A 17,387-nucleotide genomic window follows, 5' to 3' on the forward strand; every position below is an offset into this window, starting at 1 on the left:
ATGTTAGTGCGTATAGCCCTTTAAGTCACCACGAACCAGGTGGTACAGGATGGATTGAATCGTGGTTCTGCGGTGGAAAGCCTCGCGCCAGATGACCGAGCGCGGCCCATCAATGACTGATGCCTCAACTTCTTCACCACGGTGTGCAGGTAAACAATGCATGAACAACGAATCCTTGCTTGCTAACTTCATTAAATTCTCGGTCACTGCAAATGGCGAGAGTGCCAGCACCTTCTCTTTGCGATCACTTTCTGAATCACCCATCGACATCCATACATCTGTGTACAGAACTGATGCATCTTTTGCTGCAGCTTCAGGATCATTTGTGACTTCAACTTTTCCGCCACTTTGTGCTGCAATATTTTTTGCAACAGCGACAACAACTGGATCCGGCGACCACTTACCACTTGGAGTTGCTACAACAACATGTGCGCCCATGATTGCGCCCATGATTAACCACGCATGAGACATATTGTTTCCATCGCCCAAGTAAACAAATTTGCGCCCTGAAATATCAGTTCCAAAGTTTTCGCGAATCGTTAACCAATCAGCTAACAACTGCGTTGGATGATCAACATCGGTTAAGGCGTTAATAACTGGAATAGTTGAATAAGCACCCAATTGATCAACATCAGATTGAGCAAAGGTTCTAATAATTAAGGCACTGCAATATCCGCTGATGATCTTTGCGGTATCTTCGATAGTTTCGCCACGACCTAATTGCAATTCATCGCCACGAATAAAAATTGGAGTACCACCCAAATGGGCAACAGCGGTTTCTGAAGAAAGACGGGTACGGGTCGATGGCTTTGTCATATAGATAGCGACAGTTTTGTTGGCCAAAGCGGTGTTTGAACGCAGTGGATTCTCAGCAAATTCAGCCGCAGTTGATAGCAATAGTTCGACATCAGCACGGCTTAAATGCTCGGTTCGCAGTAAGTCCTTCATTTGTGAATTCTACCCGTAGTTTTGGGCTTCACATAGGTATTCTTATCCACCTCATGGGCATCTTTCGAAAATTAGGAATTGAATCGGAGTCTGATACCGATCTCTTGACTCGCCCGTCCCTGGATGAAGATCTTCAAGAAGATGATGGTGGCCACGATCGTTTTGCGCACTATGTGAAAAAAGAGAAGATTGTTGAATCTGCAGTAACAGGAAAAGCAGTGAAAGCTCTATGTGGAAAAAAGTGGATGCCTTCTCGTGATCCCCAGAAGTATCCAATCTGCCCAACCTGCAAAGAGATTCACGCTGGGTTGAAACCAGATCCTGAAGAAAAGTAACGATGAAGCGCTTTACTGCCTTCGCACTTACATTAATTACAGTTGCAACGCTTACAACTCATATCACGACCGCACATTTAGCAGCTGCCGAGGATAAACCGCCACGCAAAGTTGTAACTGGTTGGCTTCCATATTATTCAGTTCGAACAATCATGCCACTAGTGCGAAAGTTACCAACGGCGCAACCAACAGTTGCTGGCAAGCCACCCGTATGTGACGAATCCCAATACGGCCCAGCAGAAAACCAAGCTATCGAATCTTCGTACCTGTTTAAAAATAAAGATTTAATGAAAGAGGTAATGCCTTTCTGGTTTTCAATTAAATCTCCAACAGTTATTCGAAATGACTATGTAACAGGCAATCCTTCCTGGCCCATGGCAGACACCGTGTGTTTGATTCGTCGCGCAGGAATACAAGTCATACCAACAATGACCGATGGAACGGGAAAATTAGAGCTTTCCAATTACCTAGCAAACCCTGCAACTCGAGCAACTATTGTTAAAACAATTGTCGATCTAGTTCTGACAAATAACTTTGATGGCATTGATCTTGACTATGAAGGTTTTGCTTTTGTTGATGGAAATACAACATGGACAAAGACTGCCCCTCGTTGGGTTGCTTTAGTTAAAGAACTGAGCGTTGCTTTGCGCTCCCACAACAAGTTGCTTTCAATTTCAACACCGTATGTGTATGACCCCAAGGAAAAACAAAAAGGTTACTTTGTGTACGCCTGGGCAGATGTGGCAAGCAGTATTGATCGCTTACGCATCATGACGTATGACTATTCAGTAGCTAAACCAGGTCCTATTGGTCCTATTTCATGGACCGAGAAGACCCTTAAATATGCAGTCAGCATTATGTCTCCTTCAAAGGTGTTCATAGGTTTACCGGGTTATGGTCGTGACTGGATTACATCGGTAAAAGGAAAGTGCCCAGTAAGTGCGCCACCGGGATTAAAAGGTGGTGCAAAAGCTGCAACATTTAAAACAAGTTACGCATTAACAAAAGCTGGTATTGATAAAGCAACACCAGTCTTTGATGAAAAGTTTAGTGAAGCAACATATTCCTATACACAAACGTATAACGGCCTTTCGGAAGCTGGTGCATCAACTGAATGCACAGTAAGCCGAACTGTTTGGTATCAAAATGATCGAAGTTATGCAGAACGAATGGCACTTGTTGCCAAGTATCGTTTAGGAGGCGCGGCGTTGTGGACGCTTGCAATGGAATCTCCTGAAGCAACTTTAGAGTTACGTAAAGCAGCGCTTGCGATTGCACCAGATCCAGTTGTAAACACTTTAAGTATCGAAGGTGCACCACAGAACACAATTAATTATGCCGGATTGTTTACAGTTAAAGGCTTACTAACACTTAAGGATAAAACACCAATTGCGGGGCTAAAAGTTTCACTAGAAATCAAACGCGCCAATGAAACTGTGTGGACCCAGGTAACCGAACTTGTAACAGGGGTTGATGGAGTTGTTTCCACTCCAATGACCCTTGGCGCAAATGCAGCGCTACGTCTGACCACTGTTGGAACGTGGGAACAAGCAGAATCAGTTTCACAACAAGCAGCAATGATCGTGAAGAGCACCCTGCAACTGGATCGCCCGGTATCTGTCTCAAAGGGCGCGCCAATAGTTGTAAAGGCGCAGTTGCTGCCACGTTTGGCAGCAAAGTCTGCGCAATTACAGAAAAACATCAACGGTAAGTGGCAAAATGTAGGTACACCAGTGCTCTCTGATGCAGATGGTTTGTTTACCTTTACTACCGTTGAGCCAAAACGAGGAGTCATAACAATGCGAGTTCAGTTGATCGGCGATATCGCTTCTGAGCAATTTGCAATTGTTGTTCGTTAATCATGCCTAAAATTAAAAGCAAACCTGATGTTAATGAAAAATTGGATGAAGAACTTAAAGCAATCTTTAGTGGCGATATTCCATGGGTAACAATTGTTTGGGATGACCCAGTCAATTTGATGACGTATGTGACATATGTGTTGATGGAGCTTTTTGGATTTAGTAAAGAGAAAGCTCATGAACTGATGATGAAGGTGCACACCGAAGGCAAGGCGGTTGTTTCAACCGGAAGTCGCGAAGAAATGGAACATGATGTTGCCAGACTTCACGAATATGGTTTGTGGGCAACACTGCAACGTGGTGACCAAGCGCTATGAGTGAAATACAACATGGATTCTTCCGACATGGAGACAACGCTTACTTAGCTAACTTCTCTGAATCAGAACGCGAAGTCTTACTTAATCTGACGGAGCAGATCATCGAACTGCTTGCTGAGCGAGTTGATCATCACAACGATGACCCGCTAGCTGCCATGGTGGGCATCACCGCACATGACACGCCTCCCGATGATGATGTGTTGCTGCGGCTACTTCCTAATGCATATGCGGATCAAGTGGATGCATCAGAATTTCGTCGCTATACCGAATCAACTTTGCGCCAAAAAAAGCAAGCACACGCAATGGCGATGCGAATGCACATTAAGACCGCAATCGATGGTGTCATTGAATTAGATCATGATTCAGCAAATGCCTGGTTAGGTGCAATGAATGATGTGCGACTTGCTTTAGGAGTTCGGTTAAAAGTTGCGGAAAATACACATCAAGAGCTAGAACTGTTGGCACCAGATGACCCAATGCGTGGTGTTTATGCTGTTTATAGCTGGCTGGGCTGGCTACAAGAGAGTTTGATTGATGCGCTAATGGATGAAAATCAATAGTTCGTCAACCAGTTAGACCATAAGTGCAAGGTAGGCTTAGCCTGTGAGTGATGCCCCGATTGGAATCTTTGATTCAGGTGTAGGCGGATTAACCGTTGCACGTGCAATTCTTGATCAACTTCCTAACGAGTCAACGCTTTATATTGGCGATACCGCGCGTGGACCTTATGGACCACGACCTCTTGCTGAAGTTCGTGAGTTTGCTTTAGAGACCATGGATTTTCTTGTCTCGCAAGGCGTTAAAGCCATTGTTATTGCATGCAACACCGCATCGGCCGCCATGCTTCGCGATGCACGCGAACGCTATTCAATTCCTGTTATTGAAGTAATCCAACCCGCAGTCCGCCGCGCAGTTGCGGCCACACGAACTGGAAATGTTGGAGTTATTGGAACCCGAGCAACAATTGATTCAAAAGCATATGTAGATGCATTTGCCGCAGCGCCTCAGCTGAACATCACATCGATTGCCTGCCCGCTTTTTGTGGAATTTGTTGAACGTGGTGAAACTTCTGGAACAGAGATTACAAAAGTTGCGCGGCAGTACTTAGCACCAGTTATGGATGCCAAGGTAGACACATTGGTGCTTGGTTGCACGCACTATCCACTGCTAACTGGCGTGATCTCTTATGTAATGGGTGAAGGCGTGACTTTGGTTTCTAGCGCTGAAGAAACCGCTAAAGATTTGTACCGAACTTTGGTTGAAAACGGTTTGCTGCGCAACCAATCAACAACATCTGCCACACATAAGTTCTTAGCTACCGGTGATGCCAAGGCCTTTGAAACCTTAGCCCGTCGTTTTCTAGGCCCAGAAGTAACTAAAGTCGAACACCAAGTTCTATAACTTTCCACTTCAATAACTAACAAAATAGGAGTAAAGATGCCACGCAACGATGGACGTTCTGAGAAAGATCTGCGCGAGATTAAGTTCACTCGTGGTTGGTTAGATCATGCAGAAGGATCAGTCTTAGTTGAGTTTGGCAAGACTCGCGTTTTGTGCGTTGCATCATTTACACCAGGTGTTCCGCGCTGGTTGAAAGATACGGGCAATGGTTGGGTTACATCTGAGTATTCAATGCTTCCACGTGCAACGCACACACGTTCAGATCGTGAAAGTGTTAAGGGCAAGCTAGGCGGACGCACACAAGAGATTTCTCGACTAGTAGGACGCTCGTTGCGCGCTGTAGTAAACATGAAAGAACTTGGCGAAAACACAATTGTTATCGACTGTGATGTTTTACAAGCAGATGGTGGAACACGCACCGCTGCAATTACTGGGGCATATGTTGCGTTAGCTGATGCAATCACTTGGGCAAAAGCACAAGGTCACATTAAGGAAAACGCAAAGCCACTTAATGATTCTGTTGCCGCAGTAAGTGTCGGAATTATTGACGGTGTTCCGATGCTCGATCTTTGCTACGAAGAAGATGTTCGGGCAGGTACTGATATGAATGTTGTTGTCGCAGGTGATGGACGTTTCATTGAGGTTCAAGGAACCGCAGAGGGTGAACCATTTGATCGTGCGCTCCTTAACCAATTACTTGATTTGGCAGTTGCTGGTTGTTCAACATTAAATCAACTGCAGAAAGATGTGCTTGCTGAGTAATGTCCCACACACTTGTTCTTGCAACGCGTAATCAAGGAAAGATCACAGAATTTCGACGAATTCTTGATGAGCTTGCTCCAGGACAGATTGAATTAATTGGTGTTGATCAATTCCCAGATTTGGTCGATGTAGATGAAACCGGTTCCACCTTCGAAGAAAACTCTTTGCTGAAATCCCGCTACACCTGCGCAGCAACAGGGTTGCCTGCGATCGCAGATGATTCGGGATTGTGCGTTGATTTTCTAAACGGTGATCCAGGCATTTTTTCAGCGCGCTGGGCCGGAAACCATGGAAATGATCAAGCAAACATTGAAAAGCTGTTAGAACAACTTAAGGATGTTCCGGATAACAAACGCACAGCGCACTTCACCTGCATCGCTTCGTTAGTTATGCCTGATGGTCGGGAACAGATTGCCGAAGGTCGCTTTGAGGGTCACATTCTCCATGCCCCAGTCGGTGAGAACGGTTTTGGCTACGACCCAATTTTTCAGCCCCTGGGATTGAGTATTTCCTCCGCACAAATGAGCGCGCAGGAAAAGGATTTAGTCAGTCACCGCGGAAAATCGCTTCGTGCTATCGCACCGCATGTCATACAAATGCTCGCGAGCCTGGGGTAACCTTTACCTATACAAGTGCGTTAAAAACGTGCGTACCGCAACCCAAGGAGTTCCACGTGGCCGTTAAGAAGACCGCAAAGAAAGCAGCAAAGAAGTCAGCTGCGAAAAAGTCACCAGCTAAGAAGGCTGTTGCAAAGAAGAAGTCACCAGCAAAACGAGCCGTTGCAAAAAAGGCCGTTGCTAAAAAGAAGACAGCAAAGAAAGCAGTTGTTAAAAAGACTGCAAAGAAGCCTGTTGCTAAAAAAGCTGCAGCAAAGAAAACTGCGGCCAAGAAAAAGGTTGCTAAGAAAGCTCCTGCAAAGCGCGTAGTTAAGAAGGCTGCAGTTGCAGTCACATCTGCACCACGCCCTGTTGCTACGCCAGCACCGGTCAAGGCAGCAGCTCCTACTCCTGTTAAGCCAGTTGCTGCACCAAAGCAATCAACATCTACCCGCACAGCATGGTTAGTAGTAATAGGAATTGCAGCACTCGCAATTATTGTTTGGTCACAATCATCAAGCAGTGATAGCGATGACGCAGCACCTGCCCCTGTTGCTTCACAATCAGCAGAACCATCAGCAGAACCAACTGAGTCTGAAGAACCAGCCGCAGCGGTTGCTGTAGTAGAAGCACCAACAAAGTTTGTTGCACTAAACGCTGAAGGCGGACTAAAGCTTCGCTGGGTAGCACCTATGGCAGTTGAGGGTCTAACTGGATACAACGTCGAAGTCCGTGCAAACGGAACTGGAGATTGGATTGTTATCGCAACGGTTCCAGCAGATCAACTTACACAGAATGTTTCAAAGGCAAGTGATTCAGGATGGACTCAGTTCCGCGTTTCATCTGTTTACTCAGATGGACAAACTGCATCAGCAACAGCTTTTGGAATTCCAGGAGAGTTCAAGTAAATCGTTAATTAGTTAAAAAACCTCTCACCGAATGGTGGGAGGTTTTTTAATGTTCAAAAACAGATTATTGAGAGTCGCTTAGTTGCGCAGCAATCGCATCCACATATGCACGAACACCTGCAGGAACTAGATGAACTCCATCTGGCCCAAAGTATTCGGGATGCTCGGCAGAAATACTGGCCCAGTCGATTAATCTGGCACCGTATTGAGCGGCATACTTTGCGATAAGTGAATTGTTTTCATCGCGCCACCCACGGGGAACAGCGGTGTTTACAACAATTATTCGTGGTTGTTCAGCGATTTCAGCAAAAATAGCCGCCACTTGTTCTTCGGTAAGTTTATTGTTGTTTCCAAGGTTGAAAACGATTGTGGAACCAACCATGTTGGCCTTGTCGTTTTTTATAACCTCCAAAAGCTCTGGTGCTTGGCGGCCAACGCGCGCATTAATCAAACCAATGTTTTCGCGAGCATCTAATTCGAATCTGATTCCTAAAATTACTGAATCTCCAGTTACCCATAAATCACCAAGCACCACCGGTGCGGTTACAGGTGGTTGCTCTAGTTGTTGCTTGAGCTGATTAAGTTGCTTATCTCCTTCGGCTATTGCACTGATTGCAGAAGTTGCAGTGATACCTAAAGTTGAAAGAACAATTAGCACGACGCCAATTTTTTGACGAATCTGAACCCGCTTTGTTCGATACTTCATGCCTTTGAACCAGTAGTCAATAAGGCCAGTTCTTACAGGTAATTCAACAAGTCGCAAGGAAATATCGGCTAAAGCAAAAACAATTAGTACTCGCAAGGTGTAGAGCGCCCAAGGGGAACCCTCTAGATCAAATTCGGGGCGGGTAAGTTGAAAAACAACCCAGTGCCAAAGATAAATGGCGTAAGAGCGTTCTCCAATCCACACAAATGGTTTGCTACTAAGAATTGGTGCAAAGCGAGATGCTGGATGCACAATCGAGGTAATGATTGCGCAACAAAAAAGTCCCGCCAATGGAAAAGCAATTTTGTAAAGAGTTGGATCGCTTTCATCAACAAAGAGAAATGCTGAAATTATTCCGACTAATCCAAAGATTCCAATTCCATCAATAAAGTCTTGGGCTTTTTTTGAAACAGTCTCGCTTAAGTTTTGGGGGATCCATCTAACAGCTAAGGCTGCACCAAGGAATAAGCCAATACTGTGGGTGTCAGTACCAAAGTAAACATGGCTGACTTTTGAGGTATTGGATGCATCGATCTGCAGCGAAACAACAAAAAGGGAAATGCCAGAAAATGCCGCGATTAAGAGCGCTGCTCCAGAGATTCTATTTTTGCCAAAGTAACGCAGAACCAGCAAAAGGATTAATGGCCACACTAAATAGAACTGAGCTTCAACTCCAAGTGACCAAGCGTGTTGCAGCAGTGGTGGGCGACCAATTGCTTCAAAGTAATCTGTCTGGCGGAAAACCAGCCACCAATTCATGCCACCCAGTAATGCAAAAGGTGTATCAATAACAAACCTGCGCATTGTGTCTGGTGCCCACACGTTAATGAAAACCATCGTTACGATGATCATAAACACGAGTGGTGGCAACAAACGTCGAATGCGTGCAGCATAGAAAGCACGCAGATCTAAACCACCACTTCTTTGAATTGAATCAAGAAGCAATCGCGTAATCACATATCCAGAAATGACAAAGAACAGGTCTACACCTAAAAATCCGCCTGGAATCCAATCAAAACCAATGTGATAGAGCATCACCGCAATAACGGCTACGGCACGCAAACCATCAATGGCAGGTATGTAACGAATGCCGCGGGAAGTGGACATGGCTGTTATGAGCTAATTGAAACTAGCGCTTTGCAGTTTTCTTAGCTGCGCTCTTCTTGGCTGGAGCTTTCTTAGCTGTTTTCTTGGCACTCTTTGCGGGAGCAGCAAGTGCTGGACGAGTGCGCTGGCTAGAAACCTTAAGTGGACCTGGGTTAATCAAGGTGTCATCAGCGTTTAGATTTTCAATGACACTCTTTTGTAGCTCTTCTAACCGCTGGAAGGCACCATCAAGCCGGTTACGAGATTGTTGAATTGCAGACTCTGCAGCATCTAGTGATTGTTTTTGAATTCGATACAAACGTTCAGCCTCTGAAATAACACCAGCTAGCCATTGGCGATAACCTGAAACTTCGGTAGTTGCTTCTGCGACGATTCTTTCGCCTTCACGACGTGCTGCGGTCGCAAGCGAAGCAATTTCGCGCTTCTTACTTTCCATCAAACTTTCTGCTTCAGCTTCTGCAATTGCCAGTTTTTCTTCAGCTTCTGCTTCTGCAGTCTGAATGTATTTGCGTCCGCGTGATTCAGCGCCTGAAAGAATTGAGCGGGCTTTGGCATCTGCTGCCTCTAGCTCTTCTTTTGTCGCACGTGTCGTTTCAGCAACTAAGCGCGATGCTGCCGCTTGCGCCTTGCTCTCGCGCGCTTGCGCAGATTTGATCATGGACATTGCTGTCTCAGTTGCAAGAATCTCAAACTCTTCTTTTGTTAAACCTGTGATGTCACGACGGGATTTCAAATCCGCAATCTGTGCTTCTAGTTCGCGAATGCGATCAACAGATGAAGGTTGGTTAGAACTTTCATCCTCGCCAGTAAAGCCCACCCAGTTAAGGAAGCTCTTCTTTTCAGCCATCACGCACCCCGCAGCCAGTTCAAATGTATATAGAAAGTATGTCTAGTTGGGGCTTAGGTTAGAGCAAGGGCCTATTTACTGTAAATCGCCACAGAAATGGCTATGTATTGCGAGATCCACGCGGCTAACACGAAGATATGGAAGAGCTCATGGAAGCCAAAGTACTTGGCCGCGCGACCTGGGCGCTTGAGCGCATAGAAGATTGCGCCCACCGAATAAAAAAGTCCTCCAATGGCGATTGGAAGTAACACCCATAAACCACCCGCCCGATACAGCGCTGGAGTATAAAAAACAGCAACCCAACCCAAGAGCAAGTAGTTAGCAACGTAAAGCCAACGTGGTGCGTTGAGCCAAAAAATTCGCAAGCCAACACCCATTGCCGCGCCGATCCAAACGACCAATAGCAAGATTGTTCGGTCGCGACCTTCTAGTAATGCAACTGCAAATGGTGTGTATGAACCGGCAATCAGCAGATTGATATTGGCATGATCCCAACGGCGCCACAACTTCTTTTTTGTGGGAACCCAAGGAACGCGGTGATAAATCGCAGAGACACTAAAAAGCATGATTGATGTAATGGAAAAGATTGCCACCGCAAACTTCAGCGATGATTCACTCAAGATAAAGAGCACTAGCGATGCGATTATTACCGCCGGAGTAGCACCCAAATGAAACCAACCACGAAGTTTTGGGGGAATTACGGGTGATTGGCTCATTGAGTCAGCCTAGGGCACTAAATTGAATTTAACCGTGGACAAAGACCAAAGCCACTGCCAAACTTGCGCAATGACACATAGATCACCCATATTTGAAATCAGCGATGTATATATCGATCAAGAAGCAGCATTAAGTCCGATGGGTTGTACCTATCTTGGTAATGGTTTAAACCAGGACAAGCTAGATGATTTCTCAATCGCAGCTGCAGAAGTTAGTGCAAACCTAACGCGTGAGACATTAAATAAGTTGGCAGCACTAGAGCCAATCGATGAAATCGATCGCATTGCCAAGGCGGTAATGACCGAACGCCTTGAATCAGGTCTTGCACTACACGATAGCCAAGAGGCATTTGTTTTATGGAATGTTTTAACATCTCCTCCATCAAATGTTCGTTCCATCTTTGAGTTAATGCCAAAGAGCACCGCACAAGATTTCGACAATATCGCTAAGCGTTTGGCGGCAGTAGATGGCGCATATAAATCATGGTGTGAAACCATTTTGACCGTTGCTAAATCGGGAAAGACAACCGCGCAACGTCAAGTAAATGGTGTAATCGCGCAACTAGATAGCTATGCCAATGGCGGTTACAGCGCGATGTGCAAAAACTTTGATGCAGCTGGCAACTACCCCCCAATTCACGAGGCTGCAAAGCTTGCTGAAAAAGCATCTGCTGATGCTGCGCAATTTTTGCGCACGCAGTATCTTCCAATCGCAACTCCGCATGATGCAGTTGGCGCAGAACGTTATGCAGTATGGGCTCGCTACTTCACTGGAGCACAACTAGATCTTCCGGCAACTTATGAATGGGGAAAGCAAGAGCTCAAGGCGATTAACGATCGCATGTGGGAGCTTGCAAAGATTATTAATCCTCAAGCAAAAACTTTGCGCGAAGTCGCAGACACTTTGGATAATGATCCTAAGTACAAAGTTGTTGGCCCTGAAAATGTAGTTAAGTACTTGCAAGATTTCACTGATGCGGCAATGAAGCGCATGAATGGTGAGTTCTTTGAAATCGATCCACGAATCGCAATCTGTGAAGCCCGAATAGCTCCAGAAGGCAGTGCGTCGGCTCCTTATTACAATCCACCATCTGAAGATTTATCTCGTCCAGGTACAACGTGGATTCCGATGTTGGGTAAGAATGAAGTCAGTAACTGGCACCTTGTTTCAACCTGGTATCACGAAGCAGTCCCAGGTCACCATCTTCAAATCGGAACAGCAACCGTTGAAAAGGATCGCTTAAGTCGTTACCAACGCCAAGCTGCGTGGGTGAGCGGATACGGCGAAGGTTGGGCGTTGTATGCAGAACGTTTCATGAATGAACTTGGCGCATTTGATGAGCCAGGAATTGAAATGGGTTACCTATCTGCGCAAGCGCTACGTGCAGCTCGAATCGTTGTAGATATTGGAATGCACCTTGGTTACAAGGACTTTGATGGCAATGTTTGGAATGCTGAAAGTTCCCGTAAATTGCTCAATGAGCAAGCACTCCTTGATGAGGATCATTCACGCAGCGAAACTGATCGTTACTTGGGATGGCCTGGACAGGCAATTTCCTACAAGGTCGGAGAGCGTGTCTGGATGAACTCTCGCGAAGATGCAAAAGCTCGACTTGGCGATAAGTTCAACATGAAGAAGTTTCACAACTACGCATTGAAGTTAGGACCAATGGGTCTTGATCCATTTGCTGCCGAAATGAAAATGTGGGCAGGCCAATAAGTTACTAACAAGTAATTCAAAGAATGGGGCGGTACTGGTCGGTAGACCGATACCGCCCCATTTTCACGCTCAATTTCTAAAAAAATAATTAAAAAATTCGGAAAAAAATGCCGTAGGAAGGTGCAAAAGGCTCGCAAGAGGTTCACACTATGGGTATCGATGGTCAAGGGAGCTCCTCGAGGTCTCCCAGGGTCAACGGTTTGCGAGAGGTCAAAAGGACCTCTCCACATAATCCTCACGGAGGCTAATTAAATGCAACTAGATAGCAACCAATGGCAATTGGTCTATAACGTATTCTCGTTTGGACTAATTTCAATGCTCGCTTGCACGATTTACACACTAGTTTCACAGCAACGTGTTCTACCTAAGTACCGTAACGCTCTAGTTATGTCATCAATGGTTACATTCATCGCTGGCTACCACTACCTACGCATCTTTGATTCATTCAAGCATGCTTCAGAAGGTGGAATGGTCAAGCTTGATGGATCTCAGGATGCATTCAACGAGGCATACCGCTACGTAGACTGGCTACTAACTGTGCCACTACTACTAGTAGAGGTAATTGCAGTACTAGCTCTAACTCGCGAAGTTTCACGCTCACTTATCATGCGTCTGGTCCCAGCTTCAGCTGCGATGATCGCGCTTGGTTACCCAGGTGAGATTTCAAACGATCAGAACACACAGGTTCTATACGGTGTTCTATCAACACTTCCATTCCTTTACATCCTTTACGTTCTATTCGTAGAACTAGGAAAGTCATTGGATCGCCAGCCAGCTGGTGTTGCAGAGACTGTAGGCCGTTTGCGTCTACTTCTTATCGCAACATGGGGTGTTTACCCAATCGCGTACATCTTCAACATCGTTGGTGACGCTTCAGCATCATCATTCGTAACTGTTCAGGTTGGATACACAATCGCTGACGTTCTAGCGAAGTGCGTATTCGGTCTAACAATTCTGAAGATTGCACGTATGAAGTCAATCGCAGAAGGAATGAAGGACGATCACTAATCTTTGATTAGTGGTTTCTTTTAACTAAGAATCCTAAAAACAGGAGTGTCGCGAAAGCGGCACTCCTGTTTGCTTTCATAGACTATTCACATGAGCGCAGCGGATAAAGATAAAGTAAAGTCAGAAAAGTTGGATAAGTACTGGATCAATAACTACCGCATGGGTGGCTACATGCTCTTTGCTTGTGGTCTGATTAATCTGCGCTACCAATGGGGAGAGCCAGACATCATCTCCCGCAGCTTGCTAATTTTTGGCCCAGGAGCAGCAATTCTTGGTGCAACATTTGTGCCATCAATGGTTTCAATCCTTGGACGCCGTGAAGTTAAAGCGCTTATGGCAGTAGCTGGTATTGCATTAATTGCTTACGCATTTAGCAACTAGTTATTCAGTATTTGTTTTTTTGATTACTTTCTAAAGGACAGATCAGCCTTTTTCATTTCTACAGTCAAAATGCGAATCGCATTTGGCCCCATGCCATGTAGCTCTTTAACCGCTGCTAATGAGGTTTTGCGCAGATCTGACAGTTTGAATAAGCCGTCATCAATAAGTGCTCGTCTGGCAGGACCTGCCAGCCCTAATTCACGCCAGACCTGATCAACTGATGCGTAGTAATCCAAGTCCACATCACTGCTTGTTTGATGGATTTCTGATTGGGAATTTAGCCTTTGCATTTTTTTCTCTTCACGGCGAGCAGCAGCGGCACGCTTTATTTCAGCGGCTTCTTTTTTGATTTTGGCTGGTGACTTCTTTGCCATAGCTGAACTCTAACTTTGAATTGGAAACTATTATTAAAAAACTAGTGTGCGGGAGGCGGGACTTGAACCCGCACGTCCGAAGACACAGGTTCCTAAGACCTGCGTGTCTGCCATTTCACCACTCCCGCAAACCCTTACCAAAGCGTTACCGCCTAAGTATGGATAGGGGACAAGATTAGAGGTAAGTTAGCAATGTTCCAAAACGGCCCCTTGGGCCTTCCTAGAGCGAGAGGTTCACGCGCAATGTCACTTAATCCAACCCCTGCAGACAAGTTCACCTTCGGTCTTTGGACTGTTGGTTGGCAGGCACGCGATCCCTTTGGTGATGCCACACGTGATGCGCTCGATCCAGTTCGAACTGTCAACGAGCTTGCAGCACGCGGTGCCTATGGCGTGACCTTCCATGATGATGATCTGATCCCATTTGGAAGTGATGAAAGCGCACGACGTGGACATATTGATCGTTTCAAAAAGGCGTTAGCTGAAACTGGCATGAAAGTTCCAATGGCGACAACAAATTTATTTACGCACCCAGTCTTTAAAGATGGCGCATTTACATCTAACGATAAAGACATCCGTCGCTATGCAATTCGTAAGGTCATGAAAAATATTGAACTTGCTGTAGAACTTGGCGCAACCACATATGTGTGTTGGGGAGGCCGCGAAGGTGCTGAATCAGATGGTGCTAAGGATGCCTACATCGCACTGGATCGTTTCCGCGAAGCTTTTAATACCCTTGGAGAATTCGTAACTGACAACGGTTATGACATTAAGTTTGCAATTGAACCAAAGCCAAATGAGCCACGTGGAGACATCTTCTTACCGACAATTGGTCACGCACTTGCTTTCATTAACTCGTTGGATCGCCCAGAGCTTGTAGGACTTAATCCAGAAGTTGGCCATGAACAAATGGCGGGACTTAACTTTGTGCATGGAATTGCACAAGCTTTGTGGCATAAGAAGTTGTTCCACATCGATCTAAACGGACAACATGGTCCAAAGTTTGATCAAGATTTAGTTTTCGGTCATGGAGATTTGAAATCTGCATTCTTCTTGGTAGATCTGCTCGAACGCTATAACTACAGCGGTCCAAAGCACTTTGATTACAAGCCAGCACGCACTGAAAGCGATAAGGGAGTGTGGGAATCTGCAACGGCAAATATGCGCACATACCTTGCGCTTAAGGAACGCGCAGCAGCCTTCCGCGCAGATTCACGAGTGATTGCAGCGATGAAGGAATCAAACATTCCTGGTCTTGCCGAGCCAACTCTTGCTGCAGGTGAAACGTGGAAGGATCTTGCAAAGGATTCCTTTGATGTGGAAGCTGCGGGCAAGCGCGGTTACGGCTATGAAGCCGTTGATCAACTAGCGCTAGAGCACTTGATGGGTCTAACTAGCTAAGTCGCGTTGGCTCCGCGGCGTGAGATCGCATCAACTCCTGCAGAGATCAGCAATACAAGTCCGGTAACAATGAACTTGATACCTGCTGCATAACCCAAAAGCCCCATGCCGTTATCAATAACGGCAACTACAAGGCCGCCAAGGATTGCATCGCGCATCTTTCCTTTGCCACCAAAGAGTGAAGTTCCGCCAATAACTGCCGCACCTACTGCGTACAAAAGCGTTGAGCTTCCACCTGTAGTTGGTGAAATCGAGTTTTGACGTGAAGCAAAGATCAATCCAGCAATAGCTGCTAAACCAGAACAAATCATGAAGGCATAGATTCGGATTCGCTTTACATCAATGCCTGCACGGCGCGCAGCTTCGGCATTTCCACCGACTGCATAGATGTGGCGACCAAATGCGGTGCGACCTAAAACAAATGTTCCAATGACAAGTAGCAACAAGATAACTGGAACAACATATGGAATTCCCTTAAGACTTACGAGATCTGGGTTGTTGCTTCGTTCCAGGTTTAGTGCGAAGACTGCCAAACCAGTAATCAACAAAAGCCCTACAGTCTTGATAATCCATAACTTCTTAAGTTCGGTCTTTAAGCCAGCTTTGCGACGAGAATTCATGGATGCCAGACCCGAAAGAACATATGCCACCGCAACCACAAGGAAGAAAATCCAACTTATTGTTGGTGACATGTTCGAATTTTGAACCGCCAAAACTGTTGGATCTTCAACACGGATAGTTCCACCTTCGCCGGCAAGCAGCAGAAGAACGCCTTGAAAAGCTAAGAACGCCGCCAAAGTAACAACGAATGATGGAATACCAAGTCGGGCTACCAAAGAACCTAATAAGAAACCAAGGAATACACCGACTGCAATACTTGCAACCAACGCTACATACCAAGGCTGTCCTTCATTTGTAATCAAAATAACCAGCACCGCACCTGTTACACCGGCTGTATATCCAGCTGATAAATCAATCTCGCCTAACAAAAGTACAAAGACCAGACCCATCGCGATAACAATTACTGCAGCTGCCTGGGTAATTAAGTTTGCAAAGTTTCCCGGTGTTAAGAACACATTCGATAGCGAACCAAAGACAAGGCACAGCACAACTAAGCCCAAAACTGCTGGCAAAGAGCCGATATCGCCAGCCTTTACCCGAGCCCAGTAGTCAGCTACAGCGCCCTTAATTGTTGGAGCTTCAACTTCAGTATTCATGCTCATTTGGTTGCTCCTGAATTAGCAGATGGAGCGTCCACTCCAGCAGATTTTCCGGTGGTGATTAGCTCAATAACTTGTCGAGGAATAACCTCATTTTTGTTTACTTGTGCTGCCATGTTTCCTAAATACAAAGCTGCAATGTTGTCGGCAACCTCAAAAACATCGTTGAGGTTGTGGCTGATCAAAACAACAGCCAAACCATTATCTGCAAGTCGACGAACAAGATTCAAGACTTGTTCGGTCTGAGCAACACCCAGAGCTGCAGTTGGCTCATCAAGAATTACTACCTTGCTATTCCACAGAACTGCGCGAGCAATTGCAACGGTTTGACGTTGTCCGCCTGATAAAGATGACACAGTTTGTCGAATTGATTTAACTGTACGCACACTCAAGCCATCCAAAGTTTTGCGGGCGAGTGCTTCCATAGAAGTTTCATTTAAAACAGGTCCGCGCTTTTGTTCGCGACCTAAAAACATGTTGTGGACGATATCCAAGTTATCGCACAGCGCTAGATCCTGGTACACAATTTCAATTCCAAGTGCGGTCGCATCACGAGGTCCGCCAATAGAAACTTTATTTCCTTCAAAGAGAAATTCGCCAGCTTCAGGAGTGTAGATACCAGCGATGCACTTGATCAGCGTGCTCTTACCGGCACCGTTGTCACCAACTAGTGCGGTTACCTGGCCAGCATGAACATCAAAGTTGACATCCTTAAGTACATGAACGGGTCCGAAGGATTTATTAACTCCTCGTAAGGACAGTAGCGGTGTTGTCATGAACT

At 45.8% G+C, this 17,387-nt stretch carries 19 protein-coding genes and 1 tRNA gene; 12 read left to right on the forward strand and 8 right to left on the reverse strand.

The genetic code is table 11. The features are described 5' to 3' along the window. Positions 1–3: 3 nt before the first annotated feature. A complete protein-coding gene (argF, locus tag AC9UC2_RS06640) occupies positions 4–948 on the reverse strand; it encodes an ornithine carbamoyltransferase (RefSeq protein WP_509526695.1) in 945 nt (314 codons plus the stop codon). 53 nt (positions 949–1,001) lie between these two features. Here argF and AC9UC2_RS06645 point away from each other — a divergent pair, with 53 nt between their 5' ends. Genes AC9UC2_RS06645 through AC9UC2_RS06680 form a run of 8 tightly spaced genes read left to right on the forward strand, consistent with a single transcriptional unit; the run spans position 1,002 to position 7,126 of the window. Further along, on the forward strand, positions 1,002–1,283 hold the full coding sequence (locus AC9UC2_RS06645; protein ID WP_509526697.1) for a DUF3039 domain-containing protein: 282 nt from the start codon (positions 1,002–1,004) through the stop codon (positions 1,281–1,283). A 2-nt stretch (positions 1,284–1,285) separates the two neighbouring features. Beyond that, a complete protein-coding gene (locus tag AC9UC2_RS06650) occupies positions 1,286–3,142 on the forward strand; it encodes a glycosyl hydrolase family 18 protein (protein WP_509526699.1) in 1,857 nt (618 codons plus the stop codon). Between the two features lie 2 nt (positions 3,143–3,144). Continuing rightward, the gene (gene clpS / locus AC9UC2_RS06655) at positions 3,145–3,459 is read left to right on the forward strand and encodes an ATP-dependent Clp protease adapter ClpS (RefSeq protein WP_509526701.1); all 315 of its coding nucleotides are present in this window, start codon (positions 3,145–3,147) and stop codon (positions 3,457–3,459) included. Beyond that, entirely contained in the window at positions 3,456–4,019 is a 564-nt protein-coding gene (locus tag AC9UC2_RS06660) for a DUF2017 domain-containing protein (protein ID WP_509526703.1), read from the forward strand. The genes clpS and AC9UC2_RS06660 overlap by 4 nt, the downstream gene beginning before the upstream one ends. A gap of 43 nt (positions 4,020–4,062) precedes the next feature. After that, the gene (murI, locus tag AC9UC2_RS06665; RefSeq protein ID WP_509526705.1) at positions 4,063–4,860 is read left to right on the forward strand and encodes a glutamate racemase; all 798 of its coding nucleotides are present in this window, start codon (positions 4,063–4,065) and stop codon (positions 4,858–4,860) included. Positions 4,861–4,896: 36 nt separating this feature from the next. After that, positions 4,897–5,622, forward strand: coding sequence for a ribonuclease PH (rph, locus tag AC9UC2_RS06670; protein WP_509526707.1), 726 nt, complete (start codon positions 4,897–4,899; stop codon positions 5,620–5,622). Continuing rightward, a complete protein-coding gene (gene rdgB, locus AC9UC2_RS06675; RefSeq protein ID WP_509526709.1) occupies positions 5,622–6,239 on the forward strand; it encodes an RdgB/HAM1 family non-canonical purine NTP pyrophosphatase in 618 nt (205 codons plus the stop codon). Before rph ends, rdgB begins: the two co-directional genes overlap by 1 nt. Positions 6,240–6,295: 56 nt before the next feature. Then, on the forward strand, positions 6,296–7,126 hold the full coding sequence (locus AC9UC2_RS06680; RefSeq protein ID WP_509526711.1) for a hypothetical protein: 831 nt from the start codon (positions 6,296–6,298) through the stop codon (positions 7,124–7,126). A 64-nt stretch (positions 7,127–7,190) separates the two neighbouring features. Here AC9UC2_RS06680 and AC9UC2_RS06685 read toward each other — a convergent pair whose 3' ends face one another. From AC9UC2_RS06685 to trhA, 3 genes are all read right to left on the reverse strand, one after another. Then, positions 7,191–8,939, reverse strand: coding sequence for an acyltransferase family protein (locus tag AC9UC2_RS06685; RefSeq protein WP_509526713.1), 1,749 nt, complete (start codon positions 8,937–8,939; stop codon positions 7,191–7,193). Between the two features lie 22 nt (positions 8,940–8,961). Further along, complete coding sequence (locus tag AC9UC2_RS06690) at positions 8,962–9,786, reverse strand: hypothetical protein (RefSeq protein ID WP_509526715.1); 825 nt, start codon at positions 9,784–9,786, stop codon at positions 8,962–8,964. A gap of 71 nt (positions 9,787–9,857) precedes the next feature. Next, positions 9,858–10,502, reverse strand: coding sequence for a PAQR family membrane homeostasis protein TrhA (gene trhA / locus AC9UC2_RS06695; RefSeq protein ID WP_509526717.1), 645 nt, complete (start codon positions 10,500–10,502; stop codon positions 9,858–9,860). Between the two features lie 70 nt (positions 10,503–10,572). Here trhA and AC9UC2_RS06700 point away from each other — a divergent pair, with 70 nt between their 5' ends. The 3 genes from AC9UC2_RS06700 to AC9UC2_RS06710 all read left to right on the forward strand — a co-directional run bounded on the left by AC9UC2_RS06700 (position 10,573) and on the right by AC9UC2_RS06710 (position 13,611). After that, positions 10,573–12,222: a DUF885 domain-containing protein gene (locus AC9UC2_RS06700; protein WP_509526718.1), complete on the forward strand. Its 1,650-nt coding sequence runs from the start codon at positions 10,573–10,575 to the stop codon at positions 12,220–12,222. Positions 12,223–12,474: 252 nt separating this feature from the next. Further along, a complete protein-coding gene (locus AC9UC2_RS06705; protein ID WP_509526720.1) occupies positions 12,475–13,230 on the forward strand; it encodes a bacteriorhodopsin-like in 756 nt (251 codons plus the stop codon). A gap of 90 nt (positions 13,231–13,320) precedes the next feature. Continuing rightward, positions 13,321–13,611, forward strand: coding sequence for a hypothetical protein (locus tag AC9UC2_RS06710; protein ID WP_509526722.1), 291 nt, complete (start codon positions 13,321–13,323; stop codon positions 13,609–13,611). Positions 13,612–13,634: 23 nt separating this feature from the next. Here the strand turns inward: AC9UC2_RS06710 and AC9UC2_RS06715 are convergent, their stop codons facing one another. Then, entirely contained in the window at positions 13,635–13,985 is a 351-nt protein-coding gene (locus tag AC9UC2_RS06715; protein ID WP_509526724.1) for a helix-hairpin-helix domain-containing protein, read from the reverse strand. 47 nt (positions 13,986–14,032) lie between these two features. Next, positions 14,033–14,113, reverse strand: a tRNA-Leu gene (locus tag AC9UC2_RS06720). Positions 14,114–14,228: 115 nt separating this feature from the next. On the opposite strand from AC9UC2_RS06720, the gene xylA reads away from it, so the two are divergent. Then, positions 14,229–15,386 carry a xylose isomerase gene (gene xylA, locus AC9UC2_RS06725; protein ID WP_509526726.1) on the forward strand — a complete coding sequence of 386 codons (1,158 nt, stop codon included), beginning with the start codon at positions 14,229–14,231 and terminating at the stop codon, positions 15,384–15,386. Here the strand turns inward: xylA and AC9UC2_RS06730 are convergent. Together AC9UC2_RS06730 and AC9UC2_RS06735 are read right to left on the reverse strand one after the other, a co-directional pair. Next, the gene (locus tag AC9UC2_RS06730) at positions 15,383–16,609 is read right to left on the reverse strand and encodes a sugar ABC transporter permease (RefSeq protein ID WP_509526728.1); all 1,227 of its coding nucleotides are present in this window, start codon (positions 16,607–16,609) and stop codon (positions 15,383–15,385) included. The two genes, xylA and AC9UC2_RS06730, sit on opposite strands and share 4 nt — an antisense overlap. Beyond that, positions 16,606–17,382, reverse strand: coding sequence for an ATP-binding cassette domain-containing protein (locus AC9UC2_RS06735; protein WP_509526730.1), 777 nt, complete (start codon positions 17,380–17,382; stop codon positions 16,606–16,608). The genes AC9UC2_RS06730 and AC9UC2_RS06735 overlap by 4 nt, the downstream gene beginning before the upstream one ends. Positions 17,383–17,387 lie beyond the last annotated feature (5 nt).

It is taken from the genome of Candidatus Planktophila sp. (assembly GCF_036734405.1).
Lineage (GTDB): Bacteria > Actinomycetota > Actinomycetes > Nanopelagicales > Nanopelagicaceae > Planktophila.